Genomic DNA, 26,095 nt, shown 5'->3' with positions numbered 1-26,095 from the left:
GACATTCCCCCGCCTTGCCCCTATAAGATGCGGGTCTAAGGCAGGATAAGAAACGCATGACCGAAGCCGCCCCGCAGTCCACCGAATATGGCGCCGATTCCATCAAAGTCCTCAAGGGGTTAGAGGCCGTCCGCAAACGGCCTGGCATGTATATCGGCGATACCGATGACGGGTCTGGCCTGCATCATATGGTTTACGAGGTCGTGGACAACGGCATCGACGAGGCGCTGGCCGGTCATGCCGACTATGTTCACGTCAAAATCCACGCCGACAGTTCGGTCAGCGTCCGCGACAACGGGCGCGGCATCCCGGTGGATATGCATCCCACCGAGGGCGTTTCCGCCGCCGAAGTCATCATGACCCAGTTGCACGCCGGCGGGAAATTCGATTCCAACAGCTACAAGGTCTCGGGCGGGTTGCACGGGGTTGGCGTGTCGGTGGTGAACGCGTTGTCCGACTGGCTGGAACTACGCGTCTGGCGCAATGGCAAAGAACATTACGCCAAATTCGCCCATGGCGAGACCGTCGAACATCTGCGCGTGGTCGGCGATGCCGCCCCCGGCGAAAAGGGCACCGAGGTGCGCTTTCTGGCCTCATCCAAGGCGGATGGCGGCGATGGCACCTTTTCCAACCTCGATTACAGCTTCAAGACGCTGGAAAACCGCCTGCGCGAACTGGCCTTTCTGAACAGCGGCGTGCGCATCATTCTGGAAGACGAACGCCACGCCGAAATGCTGCGCAGCGAATTGTTCTACGAAGGCGGCGTGCGCGAATTCGTGAAATTCCTTGACCGCAGCAAGACCCCGGTTCTGGACCAGCCGATCTTCATTTCTGGCGAGCGCGGCGGCATCGGGGTCGAGGTGGCGATGTGGTGGAACGACAGCTATCATGAAACCGTGCTGCCGTTCACCAACAACATCCCGCAGCGCGACGGCGGCACCCATTTGGCCGGTTTCCGCGCCGCGCTGACCCGCGTCATCAACAACTATGCCCAGTCCAGCGGTATCGCCAAAAAGGAAAAGGTCGATTTCACCGGCGATGACGCGCGCGAGGGGCTGACCTGCGTGCTGTCGGTCAAGGTTCCCGACCCTAAATTTTCCAGCCAGACCAAGGACAAGCTGGTCTCGTCCGAGGTGCGTCCGGCGGTGGAAAACCTGACCGGCGAAAAGCTGGCCGAATGGTTCGAGGAAAACCCCGGCCCGGCCAAGGCCATCGTCGGCAAGATCGTTGAAGCTGCGCTGGCGCGCGAGGCGGCACGCAAGGCCCGTGAATTGACCCGGCGCAAGACGGCGATGGATGTCGCCAGCCTGCCGGGCAAGCTGGCCGATTGTCAGGAAAAAGACCCCGCGCTGGCGGAACTGTTCATCGTCGAGGGTGACTCGGCAGGCGGGTCGGCCAAACAGGGACGCGACCGGAAAAATCAGGCCGTTCTGCCTCTGCGCGGGAAAATCCTGAATGTGGAGCGGGCGCGGTTCGACCGGATGCTGTCCTCGGATCAGATCGGCACGCTGATCACCGCGCTTGGCACCGGCATTGGCCGCGACGAATTCAATCTGGACAAGCTGCGTTACCACAAGATCGTCATCATGACCGATGCCGACGTGGACGGCGCGCATATCCGCACCCTGCTGCTGACCTTCTTCTTCCGCCAGATGCCGGAACTGATCGAGGCAGGCCATCTCTATATCGCGCAGCCGCCGCTGTATAAGGTGGGCCGTGGCCGGTCCGAGGTTTATCTGAAGAACGAGGCCGCGCTGGATGATTACCTGATTCAGCAGGGGATCGACGGTGCGATCCTGCGGCTTGGCTCGGGCGAGGAAATCTCCGGTGCCGATCTGGCCCGCGTGGTGGACGAAGCGCGTCTGGCCCGCCGCCTGCTGCGCGCCTATCCGACGCATTACCCGCCCCATATCACAGAACAGGCGGCGATTGCGGGTGCCTTGGTGCCGGGCCGGATCGACGCCGATGCGCAAGGCGTGGCCGACGCCATCGCCGCGCGGCTGGACCTTGTGGCCGAAGAATACGAACGCGGCTGGACCGGGCGGCCGACGCAAGACGCGGGTATTCGCCTGTCGCGGTTCTTGCGCGGGGTCGAGGAAACCCGCAATCTGGATGGCCAGATGCTGCGCAGCGCCGAAAGCCGCCGTCTGGCCGATCTGACCGCTACCTTACAAGAAATTTACGGCCAGCCCGCCCGGCTGATCCGCAAGGATCGCGAGGTTCCCATCTTTGGCCCGTTGGGGCTGTTGCAGGCCATCTTCCTCGAGGGTGAAAAGGGTCTGTCGCTGCAACGCTACAAGGGGTTGGGCGAAATGAACCCCGATCAGCTTTGGGAAACCACGTTGGACCCTGCGGCGCGCACCATGCTGCAAGTCAAGATCGAGGACGTGGCCGAGGCCGAGGATCTGTTCAGCAAACTGATGGGCGATGTCGTCGAACCCCGGCGCGAATTCATTCAGCAAAACGCACTGTCCGTTGAAAATCTGGATATCTGAACCAGACATTATGTGGTTTTCCTGCCGCGCGCCGGTTCTTTTCGACGGATGCGGTAACGGGATGTTTGCGCGATAGGCAGCCTGACGTTAAGGCAGGGGCAAATCCGTGTTATCTCTTGGATGGAGCCTTGTAATGATCCGCAATCTGCGCCTTGCCGCCTTTGCCACCGCTGCCCTGCCCGCCGCCGCGCTGGCTGGCGGCTATACCCCGCCCGTGGTCCAGGCGCCGATCGTCATCGCCCCGTCTGAACAGGTGGCCGCGCCGCTGTGGGCCGGCGCCTATGTCGGCGGTGCCTTGGGCTATGCCTTCAACGGCGATGACCGCGTGGGCATGGAAAACGTCACGGGCGGTGTTGCGGCTGGTTCGGTGACGCCTTCGGGGCACAGTCTGGATGTCAAAGGTCCGGCGGCATCCTTGGCGCTTGGCTATCGCTGGCAGCGTAACAATTGGGTTTACGGCCCAGAGCTGAGCGTTGATTTCGGCAAGGTCGAAGACGATTACGAAGCCGTCGCAGGCGGCAGCACCTTTACCGATGGCGGCAAGTCCGAGGTGAACCACATCATCTCGCTAAAGTTCAAAGGCGGCTCGCTGGTGAACGAACAAACGCTGGTCTATGGTCTGGCCGGTATCGCCTATGGCGACTTTACCTATACCCAGGGCACGGGCGAAGGCGCGCTGTCGGTTGATTACGATGCCACCCGCTATGTCATCGGTGCCGGTGTCGAGCGTAAGATCAATGACCGTCTGTCCCTGTTTGGCGAGTGGAACTATTATAACTTTGGCAAGACCGACGTGTTCTTCCCGGCCAGCGAAGGCAGTGACTCGGGCGTTCAGACCGTTGCCACGCCGGAACATCACCTGATCAAAATCGGTCTGAACTATCAGTTCTGACCTGGTTGATTGCATGAAACCGGGCCGGGGCCGCCATCTGCGCGCCCCGGCTTTTTCATGTCGCGCCGGGTGATGATGTAATCGCGCAGCAAGGCCACCCGCCGGGGGCGGAAACTGTCACCGGTCATGTGGGTATCGGCGATGCGGTTGACATGAAAGGTGCGGAAATCATCCCGCAATCGGCAATGCGCCAACAACATCAGCGCCCGCTCGGAATAGGACAGCGCCAGCGGCCAGATCACCCGCTGCGTTCGCGCGCCCTGCACATCGCAATAGTCAATCATCAGCGCCTGCTCATCCCAGCACGCCTGACGGATCAGCGCCAGCGGCACCTGCGGCGGATCGCGCGCGGGCAGCGGGACAAAGGTTTTCATGATTGCGTGCATCGCCTGTTGCGCCTGCCGTTCGGGCAGCGTTGCGATCATGCGCGACAGGGCGGTATGGGCCGCTTCGATCAGGTCGGGATCGCCGATGGCGGGCAGTGCCTCGACCGCCAGACGCAGCGCCTCGATTTCCAGCCGGGAAAAGGATTGCGGCGGCAGCGCCGGGTCTTCGGTCAGGGTGTAGCCGACACCGGCTTCGCCGTCGATCAGCGCCCCACCCGCGCGCAACGTGGCGATGTCGCGATACAATTGCCGCGGCGAAACCCCGGTTTCGCTGGCCAGCCGCGCCGCCGTGACCGGGGCAGGCAAGCGCCGCAGACGATCCATCAGCCGCATCAGCCGGTCAGATCGGGCCATGCTGTCACCTTCTGTCAGGGGCCATAGCGTAGATCATGCTCATCACACCGGAAGGAGCAAGACATGCTGACCCTCTATCACGCCCCCGCCAGCCGCTCGACCTCGGTCGTGCAATTGCTGCATGAAATGGCCGTCACCGATCAGGTGCGGATCGAACAGGTGACGATCCCGCGGCAGGATGGCTCGGGCCAGCGCGACGCTGCCAACCCGCACCCGGAAGGCAAGGTGCCCTATCTGACCGACGGCACCGACCATGTGCGCGAACGCGCGGCGATCATCCTGTATCTGACCGAACGCTTTGACAGCCCGCTGGGGCGTCCGGTCGGGCACCCGCAGCGCGGGGCCTATCTGTCGTGGCTGGTCTGGTATCAGGGGGTGTTCGAACCCGTCACAATCCTGATGTGGGCAAAGGTGAATCATCCCGCCATCACGAACAGCCTGCGCGATTACGACACCGCCCTTGCCCGACTGAACGAAGTTCTGACGCACCAGCCCTATCTGCTGGGCGATGATTACAGCGCCGCCGATCTGTTATGCGCGGAACTGTTCGCGTGGTTTGGCGATCAACTGCCCGCAACGCCAGCGGTGCGGGCCTGGGCCGCACGCTGTCAGGATCGCGACGCCGTGCGGTTGATGCGCACAATCGAGGGGCATTGAGCGCCAAAACCTACCTTTTGATAGGTCATGCCATTCCCACCAGCATAGCTATTGTCAGGGTCGGCTTTGGGCCGACCCACACCCCATTTCATGCGGCTGATGCGCACCCTATCCTGCGGCGCAGCTTTCAGCCCCGCCGTCGGTTCACGATCGTTGCGCCAGTCATCCCGACACATTGATGGCATCTCAGCAGCAGTCGGCGGGGTTATGTCCCGCTGCCAGAATTCATCGCAGGGCAGATTGTATGGCCGCACAGGCGATCACGGCATGAATGAAAAACTAAACTAAGTTTCAAAAATAAGGATAGCGGTAATAAAACACCCTAAGACGAGCAAAAGCCCGCCGATGCACATCTCCGACGAATCGCTCATTTAAAACCCAAAGCGGTGCAGAGCTACCGTAACATCGCCTCGATGCCGATACCGCACCGCAACGGCATATCCCGTCATATTGCTGATTTTAAATCATATTAATTTAAATCTGAACCAAAAATACAAATTTTTAACCCACACAGCGCCTGTCGGAAGACGCGCGAATCACCCCATGCAGATACTTTCGGCGGATTGGCGCCGGTCTACAGAAAATATTAAGCGGCTATACCATCTCAAGTTGTGGAAATGTGCGGACTTTATGCACCCTCGGCAGAGCACCCCCCTGACAAGAGGGAAAACTGAACCAAAATTATTAAATTTTCACATGAACTTTAACTGCCGTTAGGTTAGGTTGAATCCCGGTGGAACAGGGATCTGACAAAGGCTCTGCCGCACCCCGTTGCCGGGTGCGGCGGTCCGGGGATGGCCCGCTTCTTCTGTAGTTCAACATTGCTCGCCGGTCATTCCGGTGGGGTGGTTTACTTTTGCCTTACGGCAACAGGCAGTCCGATACTCAGGAGGGACAACAGTGACATATTACTATAGCACGACAAAAACCTATACATGGACAGCTTTCACCGAAGCCGACCTGTTGGCCAACGGCAAGAACGGCTCTGACTTTGGCCTGGGCGACACCTTCGTCATGCCGAAATCGGCAACCGTCACCATGTCCACCAAGGACAATGACGGCGCGCTGAGCGGCGGTTCCAAGAACTGGTGGACCGGGAAAACACAATCGACCGACCGCACGGGTCAGGACGCCACGATCAACGGCACCGGGACCGGCGGCAAGATGTATGCCGACAAATACCACGTGCTGAAGGGTTCGGACGGCAAGACCTATTACCTGATCGACATCATCGTCGAGGGCCACGATTCCCCCGGCGCGGGCAACGGCTATTTCACCTTCTACGGTGCTACCCCTCCGGCTGGTGTCAGTCTGTCGGTTGTGCAGACCTGTGCGGTTTCCGGTTCATGGGTCAACTATAATTGCCTGGGCGCCGGTTCGTCGGCCCCGCCGAACACCCCGCCGACCTTTACCAACGTCCCCAAGGACGGCGTGTTCTGCATTGATGAAAACAACACGCTGGTCATCAAGCTGAACGCCACCGACGCCGATGGCGACAAGCTGACCTTCAAGATCATCGGCGGCACCGATGCCGGTTCGTTCGTGATCGACGCCAAAACCGGCGAACTGAGCTTTGTGAAAGCGCCGGATTATGAAACCCCCGGTTCCAAGGCTGGCACCAACACCTATAAGGTGATCGTGGCCGTGGACGACGGCAAGGGCGGCGTCCAGAACAAAGAACTGACCGTTTGCGTCAAGGACGTGGACGAAGGCACCCCCGCCTGTCAGGTGATCGAAGCGGAATCCATGACGCTGTGTAACATGCGCGTCGGCTCGGTTTCGGGCGCGTCGGAAGGCAAGGTCATCGGCCTGACCGGCTATAGCGGCTATGCCTATACGACCTACAAGGGTCCGGCAGGCGAATTCGACATGACCATGCGCTATACCGACACGGCGGGCAGCGGTTCGATCCGGGTCTATGTCAACAACAAACTGGTTCAGACGGTCAGCCTTAACAAAGACAACAACCGCTGGAACGAGGTGACGATCGAGAATCTTAACCTGAAACCCGGCGATGTCATCAAGCTGAGCGCCGAAGGCAAGTATTGTGAATACGCCAAGATCGACAAGCTGACCCTGTGCCCCAGTGGCCCAAGCGTCGGCGCGCTGGAAGGTCGTGTGTTCATCGACCAGAACAAGGATGGTCTGGACAACAGCGAACCTGGTGTTCAGGGCGTGACCGTGCAGCTGCTGGATGCAAACGGTAATCTGGTCGCCACCACCACCACCGGGGCCGATGGTTCCTACCTGTTCGGCAACCTTCAGCCGGGGAACTATACCGTCGTGTTCCCGACCTCGGTCAATGGCCGCGTGCTGACCCACCAGAACGTCGGCGATGACGACACCATCGACAGCGACGCCAACGTTGTGACCGGCCGCACCGACGCTTATGCCGTCGTCGCGGGCGAAACCACCAGCAATGTCGATGCCGGTCTGAAAGACCCCGGCACCGCCTCGCTGGAAGGCCGCGCCTTCCTGGACAGCAACAAGGACGGGCTGGACAATAACGAGCCGGGCATTCCGGGCCAGACCGTGCAACTGCTGGATGCAAACGGCAATGTCGTTGCCGTGACCACCACTGGTGCCGATGGTTCCTACAAATTCGACGGGCTGGACGCGGGCACCTATACCGTGGTCTTCCCGACCGATGCCGATGGCCGTGTGCTGACCGCGCAGGACGTGGGTAACAACGACACCATCGACAGCGACGCCAACCCCTCGACCGGGCGGACCGGCAGCTATACCGTAAATATCGGCCAGAACGTCAAAGACGTGGACGCCGGTTACAAGGATCCGGGCACCGCATCGCTGGAAGGCCGCGCCTTTGTTGACGCCAACCGTGACGGCATCGACAACAACGAACCGGGAATTGCCGGTCAGACCGTGCAGCTGCTGAACGCCGCTGGCGTTGTGATCGCCACCACCACTACTGCGGCGGATGGATCGTATCGCTTCACCAATCTGGATGCGGGCAACTATTCGGTTCAGTTCCCGACCACGGCGAACGGTCGTGTGCTGACCCAGCAGGACGTCGGCAACGACGACACCGTTGACAGCGATGCCAGCCAGACCACCGGCCGCACCGGCAGCTACACCGTCAATGTCGGCGATAACGTGACCGATGTGGACGCCGGCTACAAAGATCCGGGCACCGCATCGCTGGGTGATTACGTCTGGGTGGACAGCAACCGCAACGGCATTCAGGACAATGGCGACACCGGCCGCGCCGGTGTGACCGTGACTCTGTATGACGCCGCGACCGGCGCCGTTGTGGCGACCACCACCACCGACGCGAACGGCAAATACCTGTTCACCGGCCTGCTGGCGGGCGATTATCAGGTCGGTTTTGCCCGCCCCGATGGTTACAGCTTCACCACCGCGAACGCTGGCAGCAACGACGCCATCGACAGTGACGCCGCTCAGGCCACTGGCCGCACCGGCACCATCTCGCTGGCGATTGGTGAAACCAACCTGACCGTCGATGCCGGTCTGGTGCGTGACAACCGTGCCCCGGTTGCCAACAACGACAGCGCCCACACCTGCGCCGACAAGGCCGTGACCGTGGACGTGCTGGCCAATGACACCGACGCGGACGGCGATGCGCTGAGCATCACCCATGTGGCGGGCCGGGCAATTGCCGATGGCCAGACGCTGACCCTGTCGGATGGCGTTCGCGTCACCCTGACCAGCGGCCAGCTTGTGTTCGACGCCTCGGGCACCGCCTACGAGGACCAGATCGTCGGCACCAGCACCACCGTCAGCTATGGCTATTCCATCAGCGACGGCATGGGCGGCACCGCCAGCGCGGCGGTTGACATGAAATGGTGCGGCGTCACCAACACGCTGGAAAGCATCAAGGCCAGCCTGCCCGACAGTGGCGTGCTGCGCGTGACGCTGGACAGGTCGTTTGACGGTGCCTTCTACACCGCCACCGTCACCGGCACCGGCGATGCCCGTCTGGACGGCAAGTCCTTCGACATCGCCTATTGTGTGTCGGCCTATGACAACCTGCCGCTGAACACCAACCTGCCGGTCAATATCTATCTGGCCGATGAGGACTCGTTGCCCAGCAACACACAAATCCCGCTGCCGCAGAATCTGGACAAGGTGAACTGGATCCTGAACCAGGACTTCGGCTCGCGCGATAATGGCGATGGCACCAACACCACTTATACCGAGGCCGAAATTCAGGGCGCCATCTGGGGTCTGACAGACGGCATCGTGTTCGTGCAGCCGGATTATAACTACGGCACCACGGCCAATGCGCAGGAAATCTATGACCTGGCCATGGCGCAGGGCAACGGGTTCGAACCGGGCGAAGGCGACATCATCGGCCTGATCCTGGAACCGACCGGAGCCAACGGCAACCACGAACAACCGTTCATCATCGGTGTGAATTGGAATGATCTCGCGCTGGATTGCCTGTGCTGAGTAAAGCGAAATCGCGGGACCGGGCCTGACTGGCCCCGCGTTGACATCCCGGTTGTCCATGGATCGGGATCAAGATCACTGTCCGGTGATCTTGTGTCGTGTGTGAACGAGACTCCTGGACGCTCGTTCGTTGTTACGGAGCTATGTAGCATGAAGAAGTTCGCATTTGGTGGCGTTGCCGCCGCTCTCTCCTCGATGATCGCCTCGACCGCTCAGGCGGCCGGTGGCTGCACTGGTCCGGGCTGCGACCCGACGCTGGTGCCGGAAATCAGCGCGCTGGAAGGCACTGCGGCAATCGCCGCTCTGGCCGCCGTCGTGCTGCTGACCTGGGAACGCCGCCGCCGCGCGGCCTGATCTCATTGAGGTCTGAAACATTGGCAGGTCCGCCCGCAAGGCGGGCCTGCCGCCATAAAGAGGAAGGGTTTACCATGTTTGCGACCGCACAGACCAATCCGCGCCCCCGCATCCGGCCGCTGATCTTTGCCGCCGCGCTGCTGGCCATGCAACTGCTGGCCATCGGGCTGGTGTTCAAACATGGCATCAATTTTTACTGTCTCGATTACTGGCCCGCCGCGGCCTGTGGCGGGGCCAGCCGGGCGTTAGCCGGGATTTACTGCGCCGCCGCCGCACTTGGCCTGTTCGCGCTGCTGCGCCGTGACCTGTTTACCGATTTGCTGTCCGATCCGGGTCGAGACCTGCGCCCGCTGGCGCTGAACGCGGTTGGCTTTGCGCTGACCTTTGTGCCCGTGCTGTTCCTGCGCGAAACCGCCGAGGCGCGGTCGATGGTGCTGCCCTCTTTCGCCTTTTGGATCGGCGGCATGGCGTTGATGCTGGCCGGGCTGGCGCTGTATCTGGCGCCCGCCGTCCGCTGGGGCCGCTTTCTGCGGCAGGCCGGGCCTGCGCTGCCTGTGGCGCTGATCGCGGGGATGCTGACACCGCCCCTTGCGATGAAACTGCAACCGATCTGGCAGTTGGATACGGTGGCCGACATCACCTTCCGCGCGGTGGTGGCCATCGTTGGCGGGTTCGGCTATCCGATCACGCCAGAGCCGGAAACCAAGATTCTGTGGGGCGAAAACTTTGCCATTTCCATCGCGCCCGTCTGCTCGGGGGTCGAAGGCATCGCGCTGGTCACGCTGTTCGTCACGCTTTACCTGTGGCTGTTCCGCGCCGAAATCCGCTTTCCCCATGCACTGATCCTGTATCCGCTGGGCATTCTGGCCAGCGCGATTCTGAACGTGGTGCGGATCGCCGTGCTGATGATGATCGGGTTAGAGGGTCAGCCCGAACTGGCCGCCGGTGGCTTTCACAGCCACGCCGGCTGGATCATGTTCACGCTGATCGCCTTGGGGATCATCGCCGTTGCCCGCAATATCCCGTGGCTGCGCAAGGATTACGGCACGGTCGCGGCCAATGCGGTCCCCCGGCAATTCGTCGCCCCGCCGCCGCTGCGTCAGGACCCGCAGGCCGCGCGCATCCTGCCCTTTGCCGTGTTCATGCTGACCGCCGTGGTCGTGCCCGCCATCACGCAGTCGCCCGCCATGTTTTATCCGGTTCGCGTCCTGTTGCTGGCGGCTGCCGTGGCGCTGTTCTGGCCCTTTATCCGCAGCATCAACTGGCGCGTATCGCCGCTGGCGCTGACGGTGGGGGCGGCGGTCGGCATCGGCTGGGCGCTGATCCCGGTCGAACCGTCCGACGTGGCGCCCTATGGCGCGTTGACTGGCGGGGCGCTGGTGCTGTGGTATCTGTTCCGGGGCATTGGCACGGTGGTTCTGGTGCCACTGGTCGAAGAACTGTTCTTCCGCGATTATCTGGAAAGCCGCATCCGTGGCGCCGCGCCCGATCAGCCTGCGCCGCTGTGGCGGGTGCTGGTGGCAGCGCTGATAACCGCCGGTCTGTTCGCCGCCCTGCATGATCGCTGGGTCGAGGCGCTGATCGCCGGTCTGGCCTTTTCCTGGATCACGCGCCGCAGCGGGCGGATTGCGGATGCTATTCTGGCCCATGCGGTGGCGAATCTGATCGTCTTTGCCGTCGCAGCCGCAACCGGGAACCTTGCGATCATCTGAGGTGTTGGCAGGGGGTGATTGATATGCCCCCGCCCCTTTGTCTCTGGTGATCCATGTCCGACCCGACGGCCCCGTTCGACCTGTCCCGCGCGCGGGCCTGCGTGATCCTGAACGCCGGGTCCGGCAAGCAATCCGGCGATGAAATCTCGACCTTGCTGGAACGCGAACTGGCCCCGCGCGTGGCCGAATTTGCGCTGATCCGCACCGCGCGCGGGGATGATCTGCCCCGGCTGGCACGGCAGGCGGTCAGCGACGGGTTTACGCTGATTGTGGCTGCGGGCGGTGACGGCACGCAGGCGGCCATCGCGGGCGAACTGTCAGGCCGCGATGTGGTGATGGGGGTGATCCCCGGCGGCACCTTCAACTATTTCGCCCGCGATCTGGGCGTGGGCGAGACACCCGAGCAGGCGCTGGAAACGCTGCTTAGCGGGCGCGCCAGCCGCATCCATGTCGGCGAGATCAACGGGCAGATATTTCTGAACAATGTCAGTTTCGGGGCCTATCCCGACATTCTGAAACGGCGCGAGGACATCTATCGTCGCTGGGGCCGCAGCCGCATCGCGGCTTATTGGTCGGTGATCGTATCGCTGCGCAACCTGCGCCGCCCGATGCGTCTGACCGTTGGCGGGCGTGTCTTTACCACCGCACTGGCCTTTGTCGCCAACAACCGCCTGCAAATGGAGCAGTTTGATCTGGACGGCGGCGACCAGATTCAGGCGGGCAAATTCGCGCTGATGATCGCCCGCGCCAGTCGCCCCTGGCCACTGATCGGCGCGGCGCTGCGGCTGGCATTCGGGCAATCGGCGCGCGGCAGCGATTTTGACCTGATCGTGACCGACCAGATGACCATCGAAACGCGCCCCGCCCGGCAGTTGGTGGCGCATGACGGCGAAAAGAGCCGTATGACCGGCCCCTTCCGCCTGAGCGTTCACCGCGACGCGCTGACCGTTTTGCTGCCCACAACGTCACAGGATCAGGCATGACACGTCTGGTTCTGCTGTCTGATCTGCATTTCGGAATGCACCGCGTCGATCTGGTGCCCGCGCTGCTGGCACAGGTGAATGAGGCGCAACCTGATCTGATCGTAGTGGCGGGCGATGTGACCCATCGCGGCCGCAGCGCGCAGTTTGAACAGGCACGGCGGTTTCTGGATCGACTGGCCGCGCCGCTGATCGTGGTGCCGGGCAACCATGATGTGCCGCTGTATCGGCTGATCTCGCGGCTGGCGCGGCCCTATCGCAACTGGCGGCGCTATATGGGCGGCGATCTGTCGCCGCTGTGCGATGCAGGTCGGGTGCGGGCAATCGGCGTGAACTCGGTCGATCCGCTGGCATGGCAGCGCGGGCAGGTTACAGTGGCGGCGTGTGAACGGGCCATCGCGGCGCTGTCGCCTGATCTGACGAATATCGTCGTGCTGCATCATCCGCTGGAACAACTGCCGCAAGTGGACAAGCAACTGGCCCACGGCGCGGCCCAGATGCTTGCCGCGCTTGAACGGGCGGGTGCGCAGATCGCGATCAGCGGGCATCTGCATATCTGGCAGGCAGCAGCCTTTGCCGGGCGGCCCCTGCTGCAAGTTCAGGCTGGCACGGCGCTGTGCGACCGCCCCGGCGACCGGCAGAACGAATTCGCCATCCTTGATCTAAAGGGCGAGCGCCTGACCATCACGCGCCGCATCAGCCCGATGACCGGCCCGGCCCGGTTTACCGAAACCGTCATCGAGTGCTTTGATCGCCGTGGCGGGCTGTGGCGCCGGGATCAGGCCATCGCCACCTTTGGCGGCTGACCCTGCGATTGCAGGAACAGAAATCCGCTGCCCGGCAGGCTGATCTGCCCGTCCACGACATCGCCCAGGCCGGGACCAATCGCCGTCACAGCCCCCGCCACCGTCAGGGAAACCGGCGCAGGTGACAGGTTGAACAGGCAGGTCACGATCTGGCCGTTCAGGCTGCGATGGAACGCCAGCACAGGTTCGGGCAGGTCGATAAAGGCAATGTCGCCCTGCCGCAGACAGGGCTGGCTGCGACGAAAGGCGATGGTGTCGCGATAAGCCGCCAGCACCCCATCCGCCCCCTGCTGCGCCACCGCCTGTTCGGCCTGCGGCGGTTTCACCGGCAGCCATGGCTTGCCCGTGGAAAAGCCCGCATTCGGCTGGCCTGCATCCCAGACCATCGGCGTGCGGCAGCCATCGCGCCCCTTGACCTCGGGCCAAAAGCGGATCGCCTGTGCGTCGGTCAGCTCGTCATAGGTCATCACGGTCTCAAGCTGGCCCAGTTCCTCGCCCTGATAGATGCCGATGGTGCCCGGAAAAGCCATCAGCATGGCCACGGTCTGCCGCGCCAGCGCCTCGCGTCCGGTGCCGTGCTGCGCCCAACGGGTAACATGGCGCGGCACGTCGTGGTTGGAAAAGCTCCAGCAGGAATGACCGTCGGGGGCACCGGCACGGACGCCTTCGATCACCCGGCGGAAATGGGCGGCGGTAAAGTCAGGCCCCAGCATCTCGAACGAATAGCACATGTGCAGCATGTGATCGCCCGCCGTGTATTCGGCCATCAGCCGGATGCCGGTATCGCCCGCGTCGCCGACCTCGCCCACCATCATACGGTCGTCGTATTCGTCGGTCAGCGCGCGCAGCCGGGCCAGAAAGGCAATGTTTTCCGGCTGGTTCTTGGAATGAACATGATCCTGAAAATCAAACGGCTGGTTGATCGGGCTGTTGTCCTTGCGCTGCCGCGGCGGGTTGTCGCGCAGGCTGCGGTCGTGGAAGTAATAGTTCACCGTATCCAGCCGAAAGCCGTCCACCCCGCGTTCCAGCCAGAACCGCATCGCATCCGTGACCGCATCCTGCACTTCGGGGTTGTGCATGTTCAGATCCGGCTGCGAGATCAGAAAGTTGTGCATGTAATATTGCTGGCGGCGCGGTTCCCATTCCCAGCCCGGCCCGCCAAATACCGACAGCCAGTTGTTGGGCGGCGTGCCATCGGGGTTGGGGTCGGCCCAGACATACCAGTCAGCCTTGGGATTGTCGCGGCTGGTGCGGCTTTCATCGAACCACGGGTGCTGGTCGCTGGAATGGCTGATAACCTGGTCGATGATGACCTTCAGCCCCAGATCATGCGCCCGTGCGATCAGCGCATCGAAATCGGCCAGCGTCCCGAACAGAGGGTCAATGTCGGTATAGTTCGACACGTCATAGCCCATATCCTCCATCGGCGAGGTAAAGATCGGTGACAGCCAGATCGCATCCGCCCCCAGCCTGGCGATATGATCCAGCCGCGACGTAATGCCGCGCAGATCGCCGATGCCATCGCCGTCACTGTCTTGATAACTGCGCGGATAGACCTGATAGATCACCGCATCGCGCCACCATTCCCGCATGTTTGCCCCCTTTATCGGCCGATTTTCAACGATTATCGCTGGCAGGGCGCACGGGCAAGCGTTAGCGTTAACCTGTTGGGCAGGATTCGACCGGGGGGTGAGACAACATCATGGCAGACCTGAAAATGCCGTCTTTTCTGACACAGGATGACATCGCCCTTTTGAATACGGGGCTGCATCCTGACCCGTTTTCCCGGCTTGGCCTGCATGACGATGGCGGCACCACCTGGCTGATCGCCCTGTCGCCTGACACCGCCGAACTGACCGCACTGACCAGCAGGGGCGATGTGGCCTTGGCCCGTGTCGCGGGTGATCTGTTCGCCGCGCCGCTGGCATCAGGCGATTATCGCCTGCGCGCCACCTATGGCAATGGCCGGTCGCAGGATTATGACGACCCCTATCGCTTTGGCCCGGTCTTGGGCGAAACCGACCTGTATCTTTTGGGCGAGGGCACGCACCGGCAATTGTGGCGGGCCTTGGGCGCGCATGTGATGGACCATCAGGGCGCACAGGGCACGCATTTCGCGGTCTGGGCACCGAATGCGCGGCGGGTGTCGCTGGTGGGCGACTTTAACCGCTGGGACGGGCGGCGGCATCCGATGCGGCGGCTTGGTGCCTCGGGCGTGTGGGAAATCTTTGTTCCCGGCCTGCATGACGGCACGCTGTATAAATACGAGATCATCGACATTGATGGCCACCCGCTGCAAAAGGCCGATCCGGTCGGTTTCGGCGCGCAGCATCCGCCGGAAAAGGCCAGCGTGGTGCGGGATATTTCCGGCTATGGCTGGCATGATGGCGACTGGATGGCCGCGCGCGCCGATCACAACGCGCGCAATGCGCCGGTATCAATCTACGAGGTGCATCTGGGGTCATGGCGGCGCAAATGGGATCAGGGCGGGCGTCCGCTGTCCTACAAGGAACTGGCGCATGATCTGGTGAACTATGTCCGCGACATGGGCTTTACCCATATCGAATTGCTGCCGGTCAGCGAATTTCCCTTTGACGGGTCATGGGGCTATCAGCCGGTGGGGCTGTATGCGCCGACGGTGCGGTTCGGCCCGCCGCATGAATTCCGCGATCTGGTCGATGCCGCGCATCGCGCCGGTCTGGGTGTTCTGCTGGACTGGGTGCCGGGGCATTTCCCGACCGATGCGCATGGGCTGGCGCGGTTCGACGGCACCGCGCTGTATGAACATGCCGACCCGAAAGAGGGGTTTCATCAGGATTGGAACACCCTGATCTATAACTATGGCCGGACCGAGGTGCAGAATTTCCTGATCGCCAATGCGCTGTATTGGCTTGAGGAATATCACATCGACGGGCTGCGGGTGGATGCGGTGGCCTCGATGCTGTATCGCGATTATTCCCGCAGCGAGGGTCAGTGGGTGCCCAACCGCGACGGCGGGCGCGAGAATTACGAGGCGATCGCCTTTCTGCAAAACATGAACATCGCCGCCTATGCCGAAACCCCCGGCATCATGACCGTGGCCGAGGAAAGCACGTCCTTTCCCAAGGTGTCGGCCCCGGTCGATGCGGGCGGGCTGGGGTTCGGTTACAAGTGGAACATGGGCTGGATGAACGACACGCTGCGCTATATGCAGCGCGATCCGGTGTATCGAAAGCATCACCACAACCAGATGACCTTTGGCCTGATCTACGCCTTTTCGGAAAACTTCATCCTGCCGATCAGCCATGATGAAGTCGTGCATGGCAAAGGCTCGATGCTGCGCAAGATGCCGGGCAGCGAATGGGATCAGTTCGCCAATCTGCGCGCCTATTACGGCTTTATGTGGGCGCATCCGGGCAAAAAGCTGTTGTTCATGGGCTGCGAATTTGCCCAGCCCGAGGAATGGAACCACAATGGCGAGTTGAACTGGCACGCCGCCGACCAGCCCTTGCACAAGGGGATGCAGCGGCTGGTGCGCGATCTGAACACGCTCTATCGCGGCGAACCGGCGCTGCATCTGCATGATTGCGACGGCGCCGGGTTCCAGTGGATCGCCACCAATGCCGATGAATCGACGTTTTCCTTTATCCGACGCGGCGGGCCTGATGATCCGCCGGTGGTCGCCGTGTGCAACTTTACCCCGGTGGAACGTCCGGCGTTTCGCGTCGGCGTGCCACAGGCCGGGTTCTGGCGCGAGGCGCTGAACACCGACGCGGCAATCTATGGCGGGGCCGGGCGCGGCAATCTGGGTGGGGTCACGGCAACCGGGGACGGCCACGACGGCCAGCCCGCGCGGCTGGAAATCACCTTGCCGCCGCTGTCGGTGGTCATCTTTGTCGCCGATGCAACGCAGGGAGAAAGCCATGGCTGACAGCCGCCAATTGACACGCCGCGCCATGGCCTTTGTGCTGGCCGGGGGCCGGGGCAGCCGGTTGCACGAACTGACCGACCGGCGCGTCAAACCCGCCGTCTATTTCGGCGGCAAGACCCGGATCATCGACTTTGCCCTGTCGAACGCGATGAATTCCGGCATCCGCAAGATTGCCGTGGCGACGCAATACAAGGCCCACAGCCTGATCCGCCACCTGCAACGCGGCTGGAACTTTTTCCGCGCCGAGCGCAACGAATTTCTGGACATCTTGCCCGCATCGCAACGGATGAGCGAAGATCACTGGTATCGCGGCACCGCCGATGCCGTCGCGCAGAACATCGACATCGTGGACAGTTACGATGTGGATTATGTCGTCATTCTGGCGGGCGATCACATCTATAAGATGGATTACAGCCAGATGCTGCGCGAGCATGTGGACAACGGTGCCGATGTGACCATCGGTTGCCTGACCGTCCCGCGCGCCGAGGCATCGGCCTTTGGGGTGATGGCCGTGGATGATACGGGGCGCATCACCTCGTTCCAGGAAAAGCCCGCCGATCCGCCCGCCATGCCGGACAACCCGGATATGTCGCTGGCTTCGATGGGGATCTATGTGTTCAACTGGGCGTTCCTGCGCGATCTGCTGATCCGCGATGCCGATGACTCGCAATCCAGCCATGATTTCGGCAACGATCTGATCCCGCAGATCGTGCGGCACGGCAAGGCGATGGCGCATCGGTTCGACACGTCTTGCGTGCGCAGCCCCGACGCGCCGACCTATTGGAAGGACGTGGGCACCGTCGATGCCTTTTGGCAGGCGAATATCGACCTGACCGATTTCGTCCCGGAACTGAACCTGTGGGATCGGGACTGGCCGATCTGGACCTATTCCGAAAGCGTGCCGCCCGCCAAATTCATCCATGACGAGGCCGACCGGCGTGGCAGTGCGGTGTCGTCGATGGTATCGGGCGGCTGCATCGTCTCGGGCACGGAAATCCGCAACTCGCTGCTGTTTACGCAGGTGCAGACCAACAGCTATGCGGTGCTGGACCACGCCGTCGTGCTGCCCTATGTGACGGTCCACCGCCGCGCCCGGCTGAAACGGGTGGTCATCGACCGGGGTGTCATCATTCCCGAAGGTCTGATCGTCGGCGAGGATGCGCAGGAGGATGCGAAATGGTTCCGAGTCAGCGAAGGGGGCGTCACCCTGATAACGCAGGACATGCTGGACCGGCGGGCGAACAGCCTCTGATCCGGGTTCTGTCGGTCGCATCCGAATGCGCGCCGCTGGTGAAAACCGGCGGACTAGCCGATGTGGTGGGTGCCCTGCCCCATGCGCTGCGGGCGCAAGGGGTGCAGATGCGTACGCTGATCCCCGGCTATCCCGATGTGATGAACGCGCTTGATGATACGACCGTGGCAGCATCCTTTGACCACCTGTTCGGCGGCCATGGCCGGGTGCTGGCGGGCACGGCGGCGGGGCTGGATCTGCTGGTGCTGGACGCGCCGCATCTGTTTGCGCGGGGCGGCAACCCCTATCTTGACCCGGACGGGCGCGACTGGTGGGACAATCCCGAACGCTTTGCCGCGCTGTCCTGGGTGGCGGCGCAGATCGCGCGGCAGGGGCTGGCCGATGGCTGGCGCCCCCATGTCTTGCACGGCCATGACTGGCAGGCCGGGCTGATCCCCGAATATCTGCACAATCTGGGCCGGGGCAACACGCGCGTGGTGATGACGGTCCACAACATCGCCTTTACCGGCCCGGCGGACGCCAGCCGCATCCCGGCGCTGTGGCTGGACCCGGCGCGCTATCATTCCGGCGCGTATGAGTTTTACGGCCATGTCTCGGCGCTCAAGGCCGGGCTGATGGGGGCGGACCGGATCACCACCGTATCACCCGCCTATGCGCGCGAACTGATGACGCCGGAATTCGGCATGGGGCTGGACGGCGTGATCCGCCACCGCCAGGCCGATCTGATCGGTATTTTGAACGGCATCGACACGGATGTGTGGAACCCCGCCACCGACCCGCTGATTCAGCCCTATGCCGACGCCCATGGCAAAGCCGCGAACAAGACGCTGCTGCAACGCGAATTCGGCCTGCCCCAGGATGCGCCGGGGCCGCTGTGCATCGTCGTATCCCGGATGTCACATCAAAAGGGGCTGGACCTGCTGATTCAGGCGCTGCCCGCGCTGCTGGAACAGGGCGGGCAGCTGGCGCTGCTGGGGTCGGGCGAGGCATCGCTGCAAGACGCTTTTCGCGCTGCTGCCGCCGATCACCCGAATGTCGCCATCCGCATCGGCTATGACGAGGCGCTGTCGCATCGGATGATGGCGGGGGGGGATGCCATCGTGATCCCCTCGCGCTTTGAACCCTGTGGGCTGACGCAGATGTATGGGCTGCGCTATGGCACCTTGCCGGTGGTGGCGCTGACCGGCGGGCTGGCCGATACGGTCATCAACGCCTCGCCCGCCGCGATGGCGCGGGGCGTGGCAACCGGCATCCAGTTCAGCCCGGTGGGCGCGCAACCGCTGCGCAATGCGCTGACCGATCTGTGCGCGCTGTATCGCCAGCCCGACCTGTGGGCACAGATGCAGGCGAATGCCATGGCGCAGCCGGTGGGCTGGGATCAGTCGGCCCACGCCTATGCGGCGATCTATCGCGACCTGCTGACCGGCACCCCGGCATGAGCGCGGCGCTGCCTCTGACCGCAGGCCATCCGGCCCCGCTTGGCGCCAGCTTTGATGGCGGCGGGGTCAACTTTGCGGTGTTTTCCGAACATGCCAGCCGGATCGAACTGTGCCTGTTCGACGCGCAGGGCCACGAAACCCGCATCGACCTGCCCGAACGCGAAGGCCATATCTGGCACGGCCATATCGCCGGGCTGCATCCCGGCCAGCATTACGGCTATCGCGTCCATGGCCCCTATCGCCCCGAAGACGGCCACCGCTTTAACCCCAACAAACTGCTGCTTGATCCCTATGCCCGCCGTCTGACCGGGCATCCGCGCTGGAATGACGCGCTGTATGGTTATCGCCCCGGCGACCCTTTGGGCGATGTCAGCTTTGATGCGCGCGACAGTGCGCCCTTTATGCCGCGCTGTGTCGTCACCGATCCGGCCTTTTCCTGGGGGGACGACCGCGCGCCCGCACGCCCGCTGTCGGAAACCGTCATCTACGAGGCGCATGTCAAAGGCATGACCGCACAGCGCAGCGACATTGCCCATCCGGGCACGTTTCTGGCCATGGCCTCTGAACCGGTGCTGGATCACCTGACACGGCTGGGCATCACCGCCGTCGAACTGCTGCCGGTGCAGGCCTTTATCAACGACCGCTTTCTGACCGAACGCGGTCTGCGCAATTACTGGGGCTATATGACCATGGGCTTTTTTGCGCCCGACCCCCGGTATCTGTGCGGCGACAGCATCGCCGAATTCCAGCAGATGGTCGCCCGTTTTCACGCCGCCGGGATCGAGGTGATTCTGGATGTCGTCTATAACCACACCGCCGAGGGCGACCAGCTTGGCCCGACGCTGAACTTTCGCGGGCTGGACAATGCCAGCTATTACCGCCTGACCGAAGATCGACGGTTCTATGTCAACGATGCCGGCACCGGCAATGTGCTGAATTTCGACAACCCCTTTGTGCTGCGCATGGTTATGGATTCGCTGCGCTATTGGGTGCAGGTGATGCGGGTGGACGGGTTCCGCTTTGATCTGGCGCCGGTGCTGGCGCGCACGGGCGGCGCGTTCAGTGCACAGGCGCCGTTCTTTCAGGCGATCCGCCAGGACCCGGTGCTGGCGCAAGTGAAACTGATCGCCGAGCCGTGGGACATCGGCGAGGGCGGTTATCAGCTGGGCAACTTTCCCGCGCCCTTTGCCGAATGGAACGACCGTTTCCGCGATCAGATCCGCGGGTTCTGGCGCGGTGATGCGGGGCAGATCGGCAAGCTGGCCAAGCGGATCGCCGGGTCGGCCGCCCGGTTCGATCATGGCGGGCGTTTGGCGACATCCTCGGTGAACTTCATCACCGCCCATGACGGCTTTACGCTGATGGATACGGTCAGCTACGCCCATAAACACAATCAGGCGAATGGCGAGGATAACCGCGACGGCCACGACCACAACCTGTCGGACAACATGGGCACCGAAGGGCCATCGCACGACCCCGCCCTGACCGCCCGGCGCGAACGGCGGCGGCGTAACCTGCTGGCCACGCTGATGCTGTCACAGGGCACACCGATGATGCTGGCGGGGGATGAACTGGGCAATTCGCAGCAGGGCAATAACAACGCCTATTGCCAGGACAACCCTATCGGCTGGCTGGACTGGGGCCGGGCCGACCGGGGCTTTTTGACCTTTTGCCGCAGGCTGATCGCCTTTCGCCGCGCCCATCCGATCCTGCGGCAGCGCCGGTTTCTGCATTCGCAGCCCCGCCCGCAGGACGGTCTGCCCGATCTGTTCTGGCGTCGCACCGACGGTGCGCCCATGCAGACCGCCGACTGGTCTGACCCCGACCTGCACCTGCTGGCGGTCGAAAAGCGCATGGCCTCGGGCACGCCCGACCATGCCGCCCGCGAAGGCGCGTTGTTTCTGGTGTTCAACGCAGGCGAGACCGCGCAGGTGCGCCTGCCCGACCCGCCGCCCGGCCTGTGCTGGCAACGCGCGCTGGACACCGCCCGCCCCGATGCCTTTGCCACCGCCACCGCAGGCACCACCGAATCCATCGCCGCCGACAGTGTGGCGGTCTTTCATCTGCATCCCGAGGTTCGTAATCAATGACTGTTCAATCCGACGCCCCCGTTCCACCATCATCAGTCCCGGCCAAATCGCAAGGCACCGACATCTTTGATCTGCGCATGGCCCGCAGCGCGCCCGATCTGTGGCCGATGCTGGAACGGCTCTATGGCCAGCGCGCTGATTTCGCCGAATTTTGTGCCCAGCTGGACCAGATGCTGCGCGACAACTGGCGCACCCGGCCGCCTGCGCTGAAACGGCTTGATCTGGTGCGTGATCTGGAACCCGACTGGTTTCAGCGCCCGCGCATGGTTGGCTATGTGTTCTATATCGACCGCTTTGCGGGCAAGATCGCCGATATTCACGCCCGGCTGGATTACCTGCAATCGCTGGGTGTGACCTATGTGCACCTGATGCCCTGTCTGATGCCGCGCCCCGGCGACAGCGACGGCGGCTATTCGGTGATGGATTACACCCGCACCAACCCCGATCTGGGCAGTATGGCCGACCTGACCAAGCTGGCCACCGCACTGCGCGAACGCGGCATGTCGCTGTGCATTGATCTGGTGCTGAACCACACCGCCAAGGAACACGAATGGGCGCGCCGCGCGGCAGCGGGCGAACGTGACTATCAGGACATGTATCTGATGTTCGACGACGACACTCTGCCGCGCCGCTACGAAGAAACGCTGATCGAGATTTTCCCCGACACCGCTCCGGGCAGCTTTACCCACTACCCCGATTTCGGCAAATGGGTCTGGACCACCTTCAACGAACATCAGTGGGATCTGAACTGGGCCAATCCGCGCGTCTTTCTGGAAATCGTGCAGATCATGCTGAATCTGGCGAACAAGGGTGTCGATGTGCTGCGCCTGGACGCCGTGGCCTTCATGTGGAAACGCATGGGCACCACCTGCCAGAGCCAGCCCGAGGTTCACGTCATCCTGCGCGCCCTGCGCGCCTGCACCCGCATCGCCGCCGGTGCCACCATCCATCTTGAGGAAGCCATCGTCGGCCCGGCTGAGATGCTGACCTATTTCGGCCGCGGCGAACATGACGGGCACGAAGGCAACCTTGCCTATCACAACAGTCTGATGGTGCAGTATTGGGCCGCGCTGGCCACCCGCGACACCCGGCTGATGACCTATGTTATGGGCACGCATTTCCCCGCGCAGCTGACCAACGCCACCTATGCCAACTATATCCGCTGCCACGACGACATCGGCTGGGCGATCACCGACGAGGATGCGGGCGCGTTGGGAATTTCCGGTCCCGGCCATCGCGGCTTCCTGTCGAATTTCTATGACGGCAGCTTTCCCGGCACCTTTGCCAGCGGCGCGCTGTTTCAGGTGAACCCCGAAACCGGCGACAAGCGGATTTCAGGCAGCTTTGCCTCGCTGGCGGGGCTGGAAACGGCGGCGAACGATCACGACCGGCAACTGGCGGTGAACCGGATTCTGATGGGCACCGCGCTGATCGCGGCATGGGGCGGAATTCCGCTGATCTATATGGGCGACGAAATCGGGCTGCTGAACGATCACAGCTATCAGGACAGGCCCGCCCACGCCCATGACAGCCGCTGGATTCACCGTCCCATGATGGATTGGGACCGTGTGGCCCATGCCGAAGCGCACCCCGATTCGCCCGAGGGCCAGATCCTGCATGGCACCCGCGCCATCATGGCCCGCCGCGCCGCGACGCCCGGCCTGCACGGCGGCATCGCCACCGATGTGCTGGATGCCGGAAACCCGGCGATCTTTGCCTTTGCGCGGCGTTCCCCCACCGGCACTATTCTGTGTCTTTTCAATTTCACCGAAAACTGGCAACAGGTGCCCGGCCACTGGTTGCGCTATCATGGCGTGCAGGACATGCGGGATCTGCTGTCCGATGCCGTGGTCACGCTGCACGGCGGCAACCTTGCCCTGCCGCCTTATGGCCGCGTTTGGATGACCTGAAGCATTGTTGGAGTCATTGAAATGACTGATCCCCTGACCGCGCCGACCACTGATGATCTGGTCCGTCAGATTCAGCACCACCTGACCTTTACCATCGGCAAGGATGCCGAACACGCCAGCACCTATGACTGGCGGATGGCTGTCAGCCACACCATTCGCGATCTGATGGTCGGCCCATGGTTTGCCGCCACCCGCGCCACCTATGACCAGCAGGCCAAGCGGGTTTACTATCTGTCGATGGAGTTTCTGATCGGCCGTATCCTGGGCGATGCGATCATCAACCTTGGTCTGGATCAGGAAATGGACGCCGCCTTTGCCCGCCTTGGGCTGGATCGCGATGCGGTGCTGTCGGATGAACCCGACGCCGCGCTTGGCAATGGTGGGCTGGGGCGGCTGGCGGCCTGTTTCATGGAATCGCTGGCGTCCTTGCAATGCCCCGCCTATGGTTATGGCATCCGCTATGAACACGGGCTGTTCCGGCAGCGGTTCGAGGGCGGGCGTCAGGTCGAATCGCCCGAGGATTGGCTGGACCAGTCGCACCCGTGGGAATTCACCCGCCCGGAATCGTCTTATGTCATTGGCTTCAAGGGCCATGTTGAACATGTTGATGGCCGCGCTGTCTGGCACCCCACCGAAAGCGTCGAGGCGCGGGCCTATGATACCCCCGTCATCGGCTGGGGCGGGCATTGGGCCAATACGCTGCGGCTGTGGGGGGCGCATCCGACGACTCTGTTCGATCTGCACCGCTTTAACGCGGGTGATTACACCGCCGCCGCCGCGCCCGAGGCGCTGGCCCGCACCCTGTCGCGCGTCCTTTACCCGGACGACACGACCGAACAGGGCAAGGAACTGCGGCTGAAGCAGGAATATTTCCTGACCGCCGCCGCGCTGCATGACATCCTGCGCCGGTTCATGGGCGAATATGGCGACCTGCGCCGCCTGCCGGAAAAGGTGGCGATCCAGCTGAATGACACCCACCCCGCCATTGCCGGGCCGGAACTGATCCGGCTGCTGATGGACGACCACGGCTTTGACTTTGCCGAGGCCCGCGACATCGCGCGCGGAACGCTGAACTATACCAACCACACCCTGCTGCCCGAAGCGTTGGAGACATGGCCAACCTGGCTGTTTGGCCGTGTCCTGCCGCGCCATATGCAGATCGTGGAAATGATCGACGCCGATCACCGCGCGGCGACCGGCGGCGGCGACAGCACCGCCATCGTGCGCGACGATCATGTGCATATGGGCGAACTCGCCTTTATCATGGTCGGCAAGGTCAACGGCGTGTCGGCGCTGCATTCCGATCTGGTGCGCTCGACCGTGTTTGCCGATCTGCACCGGCTGCACCCCGACCGCATTCTGAATGAAACCAACGGCGTAACGCCGCGCCGCTGGCTGCGCATGGCCAACCCGCCGCTGGCGCATCTGCTGGACGACACCATCGGAACCGGCTGGACCACCGACCTGAACGAATTGTCGCGGCTGGAAACCCATGCCGGTGATGCCGGTTTTCAGGATCGCCTGCGCGCGGCGAAACGCGAAAACAAGGTGGCACTGGCCGATGGTCTGCTGGCCGGGCTGGGGGTCAAGGCCGATCCCGACGCCATCTTTGACGTGCAGGTCAAGCGCATCCATGAATACAAGCGGCAATTGCTGAACATTCTGGAAACCATCGCACTGTGGCAACGAATGCACGACGCGCCGAACGCCGACTGGACGCCGCGCGTCAAGATTTTCGGCGGCAAGGCCGCGCCGGGTTACTGGCTGGCCAAGGATGTGATCTATCTCATCAACTCGGTCGCGCGGGTGGTGAACAACGATCCGGTCACGAAACACCTGCTGCAAGTGGCCTATCCGCCGAACTATAATGTCTCGATGGCGGAACGGCTGATCCCGGCGGCGGACCTGTCGGAACAGATCTCCACCGCCGGGAAAGAGGCATCCGGCACCGGCAACATGAAATTCACCATGAACGGCGCGCTGACCATCGGCACGCTGGACGGGGCGAATGTGGAAATCCGCGAACTGGTCGGGGCCGAGAATTTCTTTCTGTTCGGCATGGATGCGGAACAGGCACAGGCGCGGGTCACGCAGCCGGGCCATGCCCGCGCCGCGATCGAAGCCAGCCCGCACCTGAAAGACGCGCTGGTGGCGATCGCGACGGGGCGGTTCTCGGACGGGGCGACGGATCGCTTTAACACGCTGCTGGACCGGACATGGAACGACGATCCGTTCCTGGTGGCGTCGGATTTCGACAGCTATTTCGCCAGCCAGCGGCAGGTCGATGCCGCCTATGCCGACCATGCCCGCTGGGACCGGATGGCAGCGCTGAACATCGCGCGGTCAGGGTTCTTTTCGTCGGACCGCACAATCCGCGGCTATATGGACGACATCTGGCAGGCCAAGCCGGTCAAGCTGGCCTGAACA

The 26,095-nt window shown here is 62.8% G+C and carries 16 protein-coding genes; 14 read left to right on the top strand and 2 right to left on the bottom strand.

All coding sequences use genetic code 11. The features are described 5' to 3' along the window. Positions 1-56: 56 nt before the first annotated feature. Together gyrB and Q4G22_RS07565 are read left to right on the top strand one after the other, a co-directional pair. Positions 57-2,495 (top strand): DNA topoisomerase (ATP-hydrolyzing) subunit B, encoded by a 2,439-nt coding sequence (gene gyrB / locus Q4G22_RS07570; RefSeq protein WP_303385294.1) that lies wholly within the window; start codon positions 57-59, stop codon positions 2,493-2,495. Positions 2,496-2,628: 133 nt separating this feature from the next. Beyond that, positions 2,629-3,387 carry an outer membrane protein gene (locus tag Q4G22_RS07565; RefSeq protein WP_303385293.1) on the top strand — a complete coding sequence of 253 codons (759 nt, stop codon included), beginning with the start codon at positions 2,629-2,631 and terminating at the stop codon, positions 3,385-3,387. Here Q4G22_RS07565 and Q4G22_RS07560 read toward each other — a convergent pair. Continuing rightward, positions 3,378-4,127: a YafY family protein gene (locus Q4G22_RS07560; protein ID WP_303385292.1), complete on the bottom strand. Its 750-nt coding sequence runs from the start codon at positions 4,125-4,127 to the stop codon at positions 3,378-3,380. The genes Q4G22_RS07565 and Q4G22_RS07560 overlap by 10 nt on opposite strands. A gap of 63 nt (positions 4,128-4,190) precedes the next feature. On the opposite strand from Q4G22_RS07560, the gene Q4G22_RS07555 reads away from it, so the two are divergent. The 6 genes from Q4G22_RS07555 (at position 4,191) to Q4G22_RS07530 (ending at position 13,067) form a co-directional block, all read left to right on the top strand. Next, a complete protein-coding gene (locus Q4G22_RS07555) occupies positions 4,191-4,784 on the top strand; it encodes a glutathione S-transferase family protein (protein ID WP_303385291.1) in 594 nt (197 codons plus the stop codon). A 900-nt stretch (positions 4,785-5,684) separates the two neighbouring features. Beyond that, positions 5,685-9,215, top strand: a complete 3,531-nt coding sequence (locus tag Q4G22_RS07550) for an SdrD B-like domain-containing protein (RefSeq protein WP_303385290.1) — start codon at positions 5,685-5,687, stop codon at positions 9,213-9,215. Positions 9,216-9,365: 150 nt separating this feature from the next. Further along, positions 9,366-9,569 (top strand): hypothetical protein, encoded by a 204-nt coding sequence (locus tag Q4G22_RS07545; protein WP_303361008.1) that lies wholly within the window; start codon positions 9,366-9,368, stop codon positions 9,567-9,569. Positions 9,570-9,643: 74 nt separating this feature from the next. After that, on the top strand, positions 9,644-11,281 hold the full coding sequence (gene xrtE / locus Q4G22_RS07540) for an exosortase E/protease, VPEID-CTERM system (protein WP_303385289.1): 1,638 nt from the start codon (positions 9,644-9,646) through the stop codon (positions 11,279-11,281). Between the two features lie 53 nt (positions 11,282-11,334). Beyond that, positions 11,335-12,264 (top strand): diacylglycerol kinase family protein, encoded by a 930-nt coding sequence (locus Q4G22_RS07535; protein WP_303385288.1) that lies wholly within the window; start codon positions 11,335-11,337, stop codon positions 12,262-12,264. Further along, the gene (locus tag Q4G22_RS07530) at positions 12,261-13,067 is read left to right on the top strand and encodes a metallophosphoesterase (protein ID WP_303385287.1); all 807 of its coding nucleotides are present in this window, start codon (positions 12,261-12,263) and stop codon (positions 13,065-13,067) included. Before Q4G22_RS07535 ends, Q4G22_RS07530 begins: the two co-directional genes overlap by 4 nt. Here Q4G22_RS07530 and Q4G22_RS07525 read toward each other — a convergent pair. Continuing rightward, positions 13,040-14,659, bottom strand: a complete 1,620-nt coding sequence (locus Q4G22_RS07525; RefSeq protein ID WP_303385286.1) for an alpha-glucosidase — start codon at positions 14,657-14,659, stop codon at positions 13,040-13,042. The genes Q4G22_RS07530 and Q4G22_RS07525 overlap by 28 nt on opposite strands. 110 nt (positions 14,660-14,769) lie before the next feature. On the opposite strand from Q4G22_RS07525, the gene glgB reads away from it, so the two are divergent. Genes glgB through Q4G22_RS07495 form a run of 6 tightly spaced genes read left to right on the top strand, consistent with a single transcriptional unit; the run spans position 14,770 to position 26,092 of the window. Beyond that, entirely contained in the window at positions 14,770-16,977 is a 2,208-nt protein-coding gene (gene glgB / locus Q4G22_RS07520) for a 1,4-alpha-glucan branching protein GlgB (protein WP_303385285.1), read from the top strand. Between the two features lie 25 nt (positions 16,978-17,002). Beyond that, on the top strand, positions 17,003-18,229 hold the full coding sequence (gene glgC, locus Q4G22_RS07515; protein WP_303385317.1) for a glucose-1-phosphate adenylyltransferase: 1,227 nt from the start codon (positions 17,003-17,005) through the stop codon (positions 18,227-18,229). Further along, positions 18,226-19,668 carry a glycogen synthase GlgA gene (glgA, locus tag Q4G22_RS07510; protein WP_303385316.1) on the top strand — a complete coding sequence of 481 codons (1,443 nt, stop codon included), beginning with the start codon at positions 18,226-18,228 and terminating at the stop codon, positions 19,666-19,668. The genes glgC and glgA overlap by 4 nt, the downstream gene beginning before the upstream one ends. Continuing rightward, positions 19,665-21,758: a glycogen debranching protein GlgX gene (gene glgX / locus Q4G22_RS07505; RefSeq protein ID WP_303385284.1), complete on the top strand. Its 2,094-nt coding sequence runs from the start codon at positions 19,665-19,667 to the stop codon at positions 21,756-21,758. Before glgA ends, glgX begins: the two co-directional genes overlap by 4 nt. Further along, on the top strand, positions 21,755-23,668 hold the full coding sequence (locus Q4G22_RS07500) for an alpha-amylase family glycosyl hydrolase (RefSeq protein WP_303385283.1): 1,914 nt from the start codon (positions 21,755-21,757) through the stop codon (positions 23,666-23,668). The genes glgX and Q4G22_RS07500 overlap by 4 nt, the downstream gene beginning before the upstream one ends. Positions 23,669-23,689: 21 nt before the next feature. After that, positions 23,690-26,092 carry a glycogen/starch/alpha-glucan phosphorylase gene (locus tag Q4G22_RS07495; RefSeq protein ID WP_303385282.1) on the top strand — a complete coding sequence of 801 codons (2,403 nt, stop codon included), beginning with the start codon at positions 23,690-23,692 and terminating at the stop codon, positions 26,090-26,092. Positions 26,093-26,095: the final 3 nt, after the last annotated feature.

Origin of the sequence: Paracoccus sp. (in: a-proteobacteria) (genome assembly GCF_030538655.1) — a bacterium.
Classification (GTDB): Bacteria; Pseudomonadota; Alphaproteobacteria; order Rhodobacterales; family Rhodobacteraceae; genus Paracoccus.
This window is presented reverse-complemented; position numbering and strand designations above follow the sequence as displayed.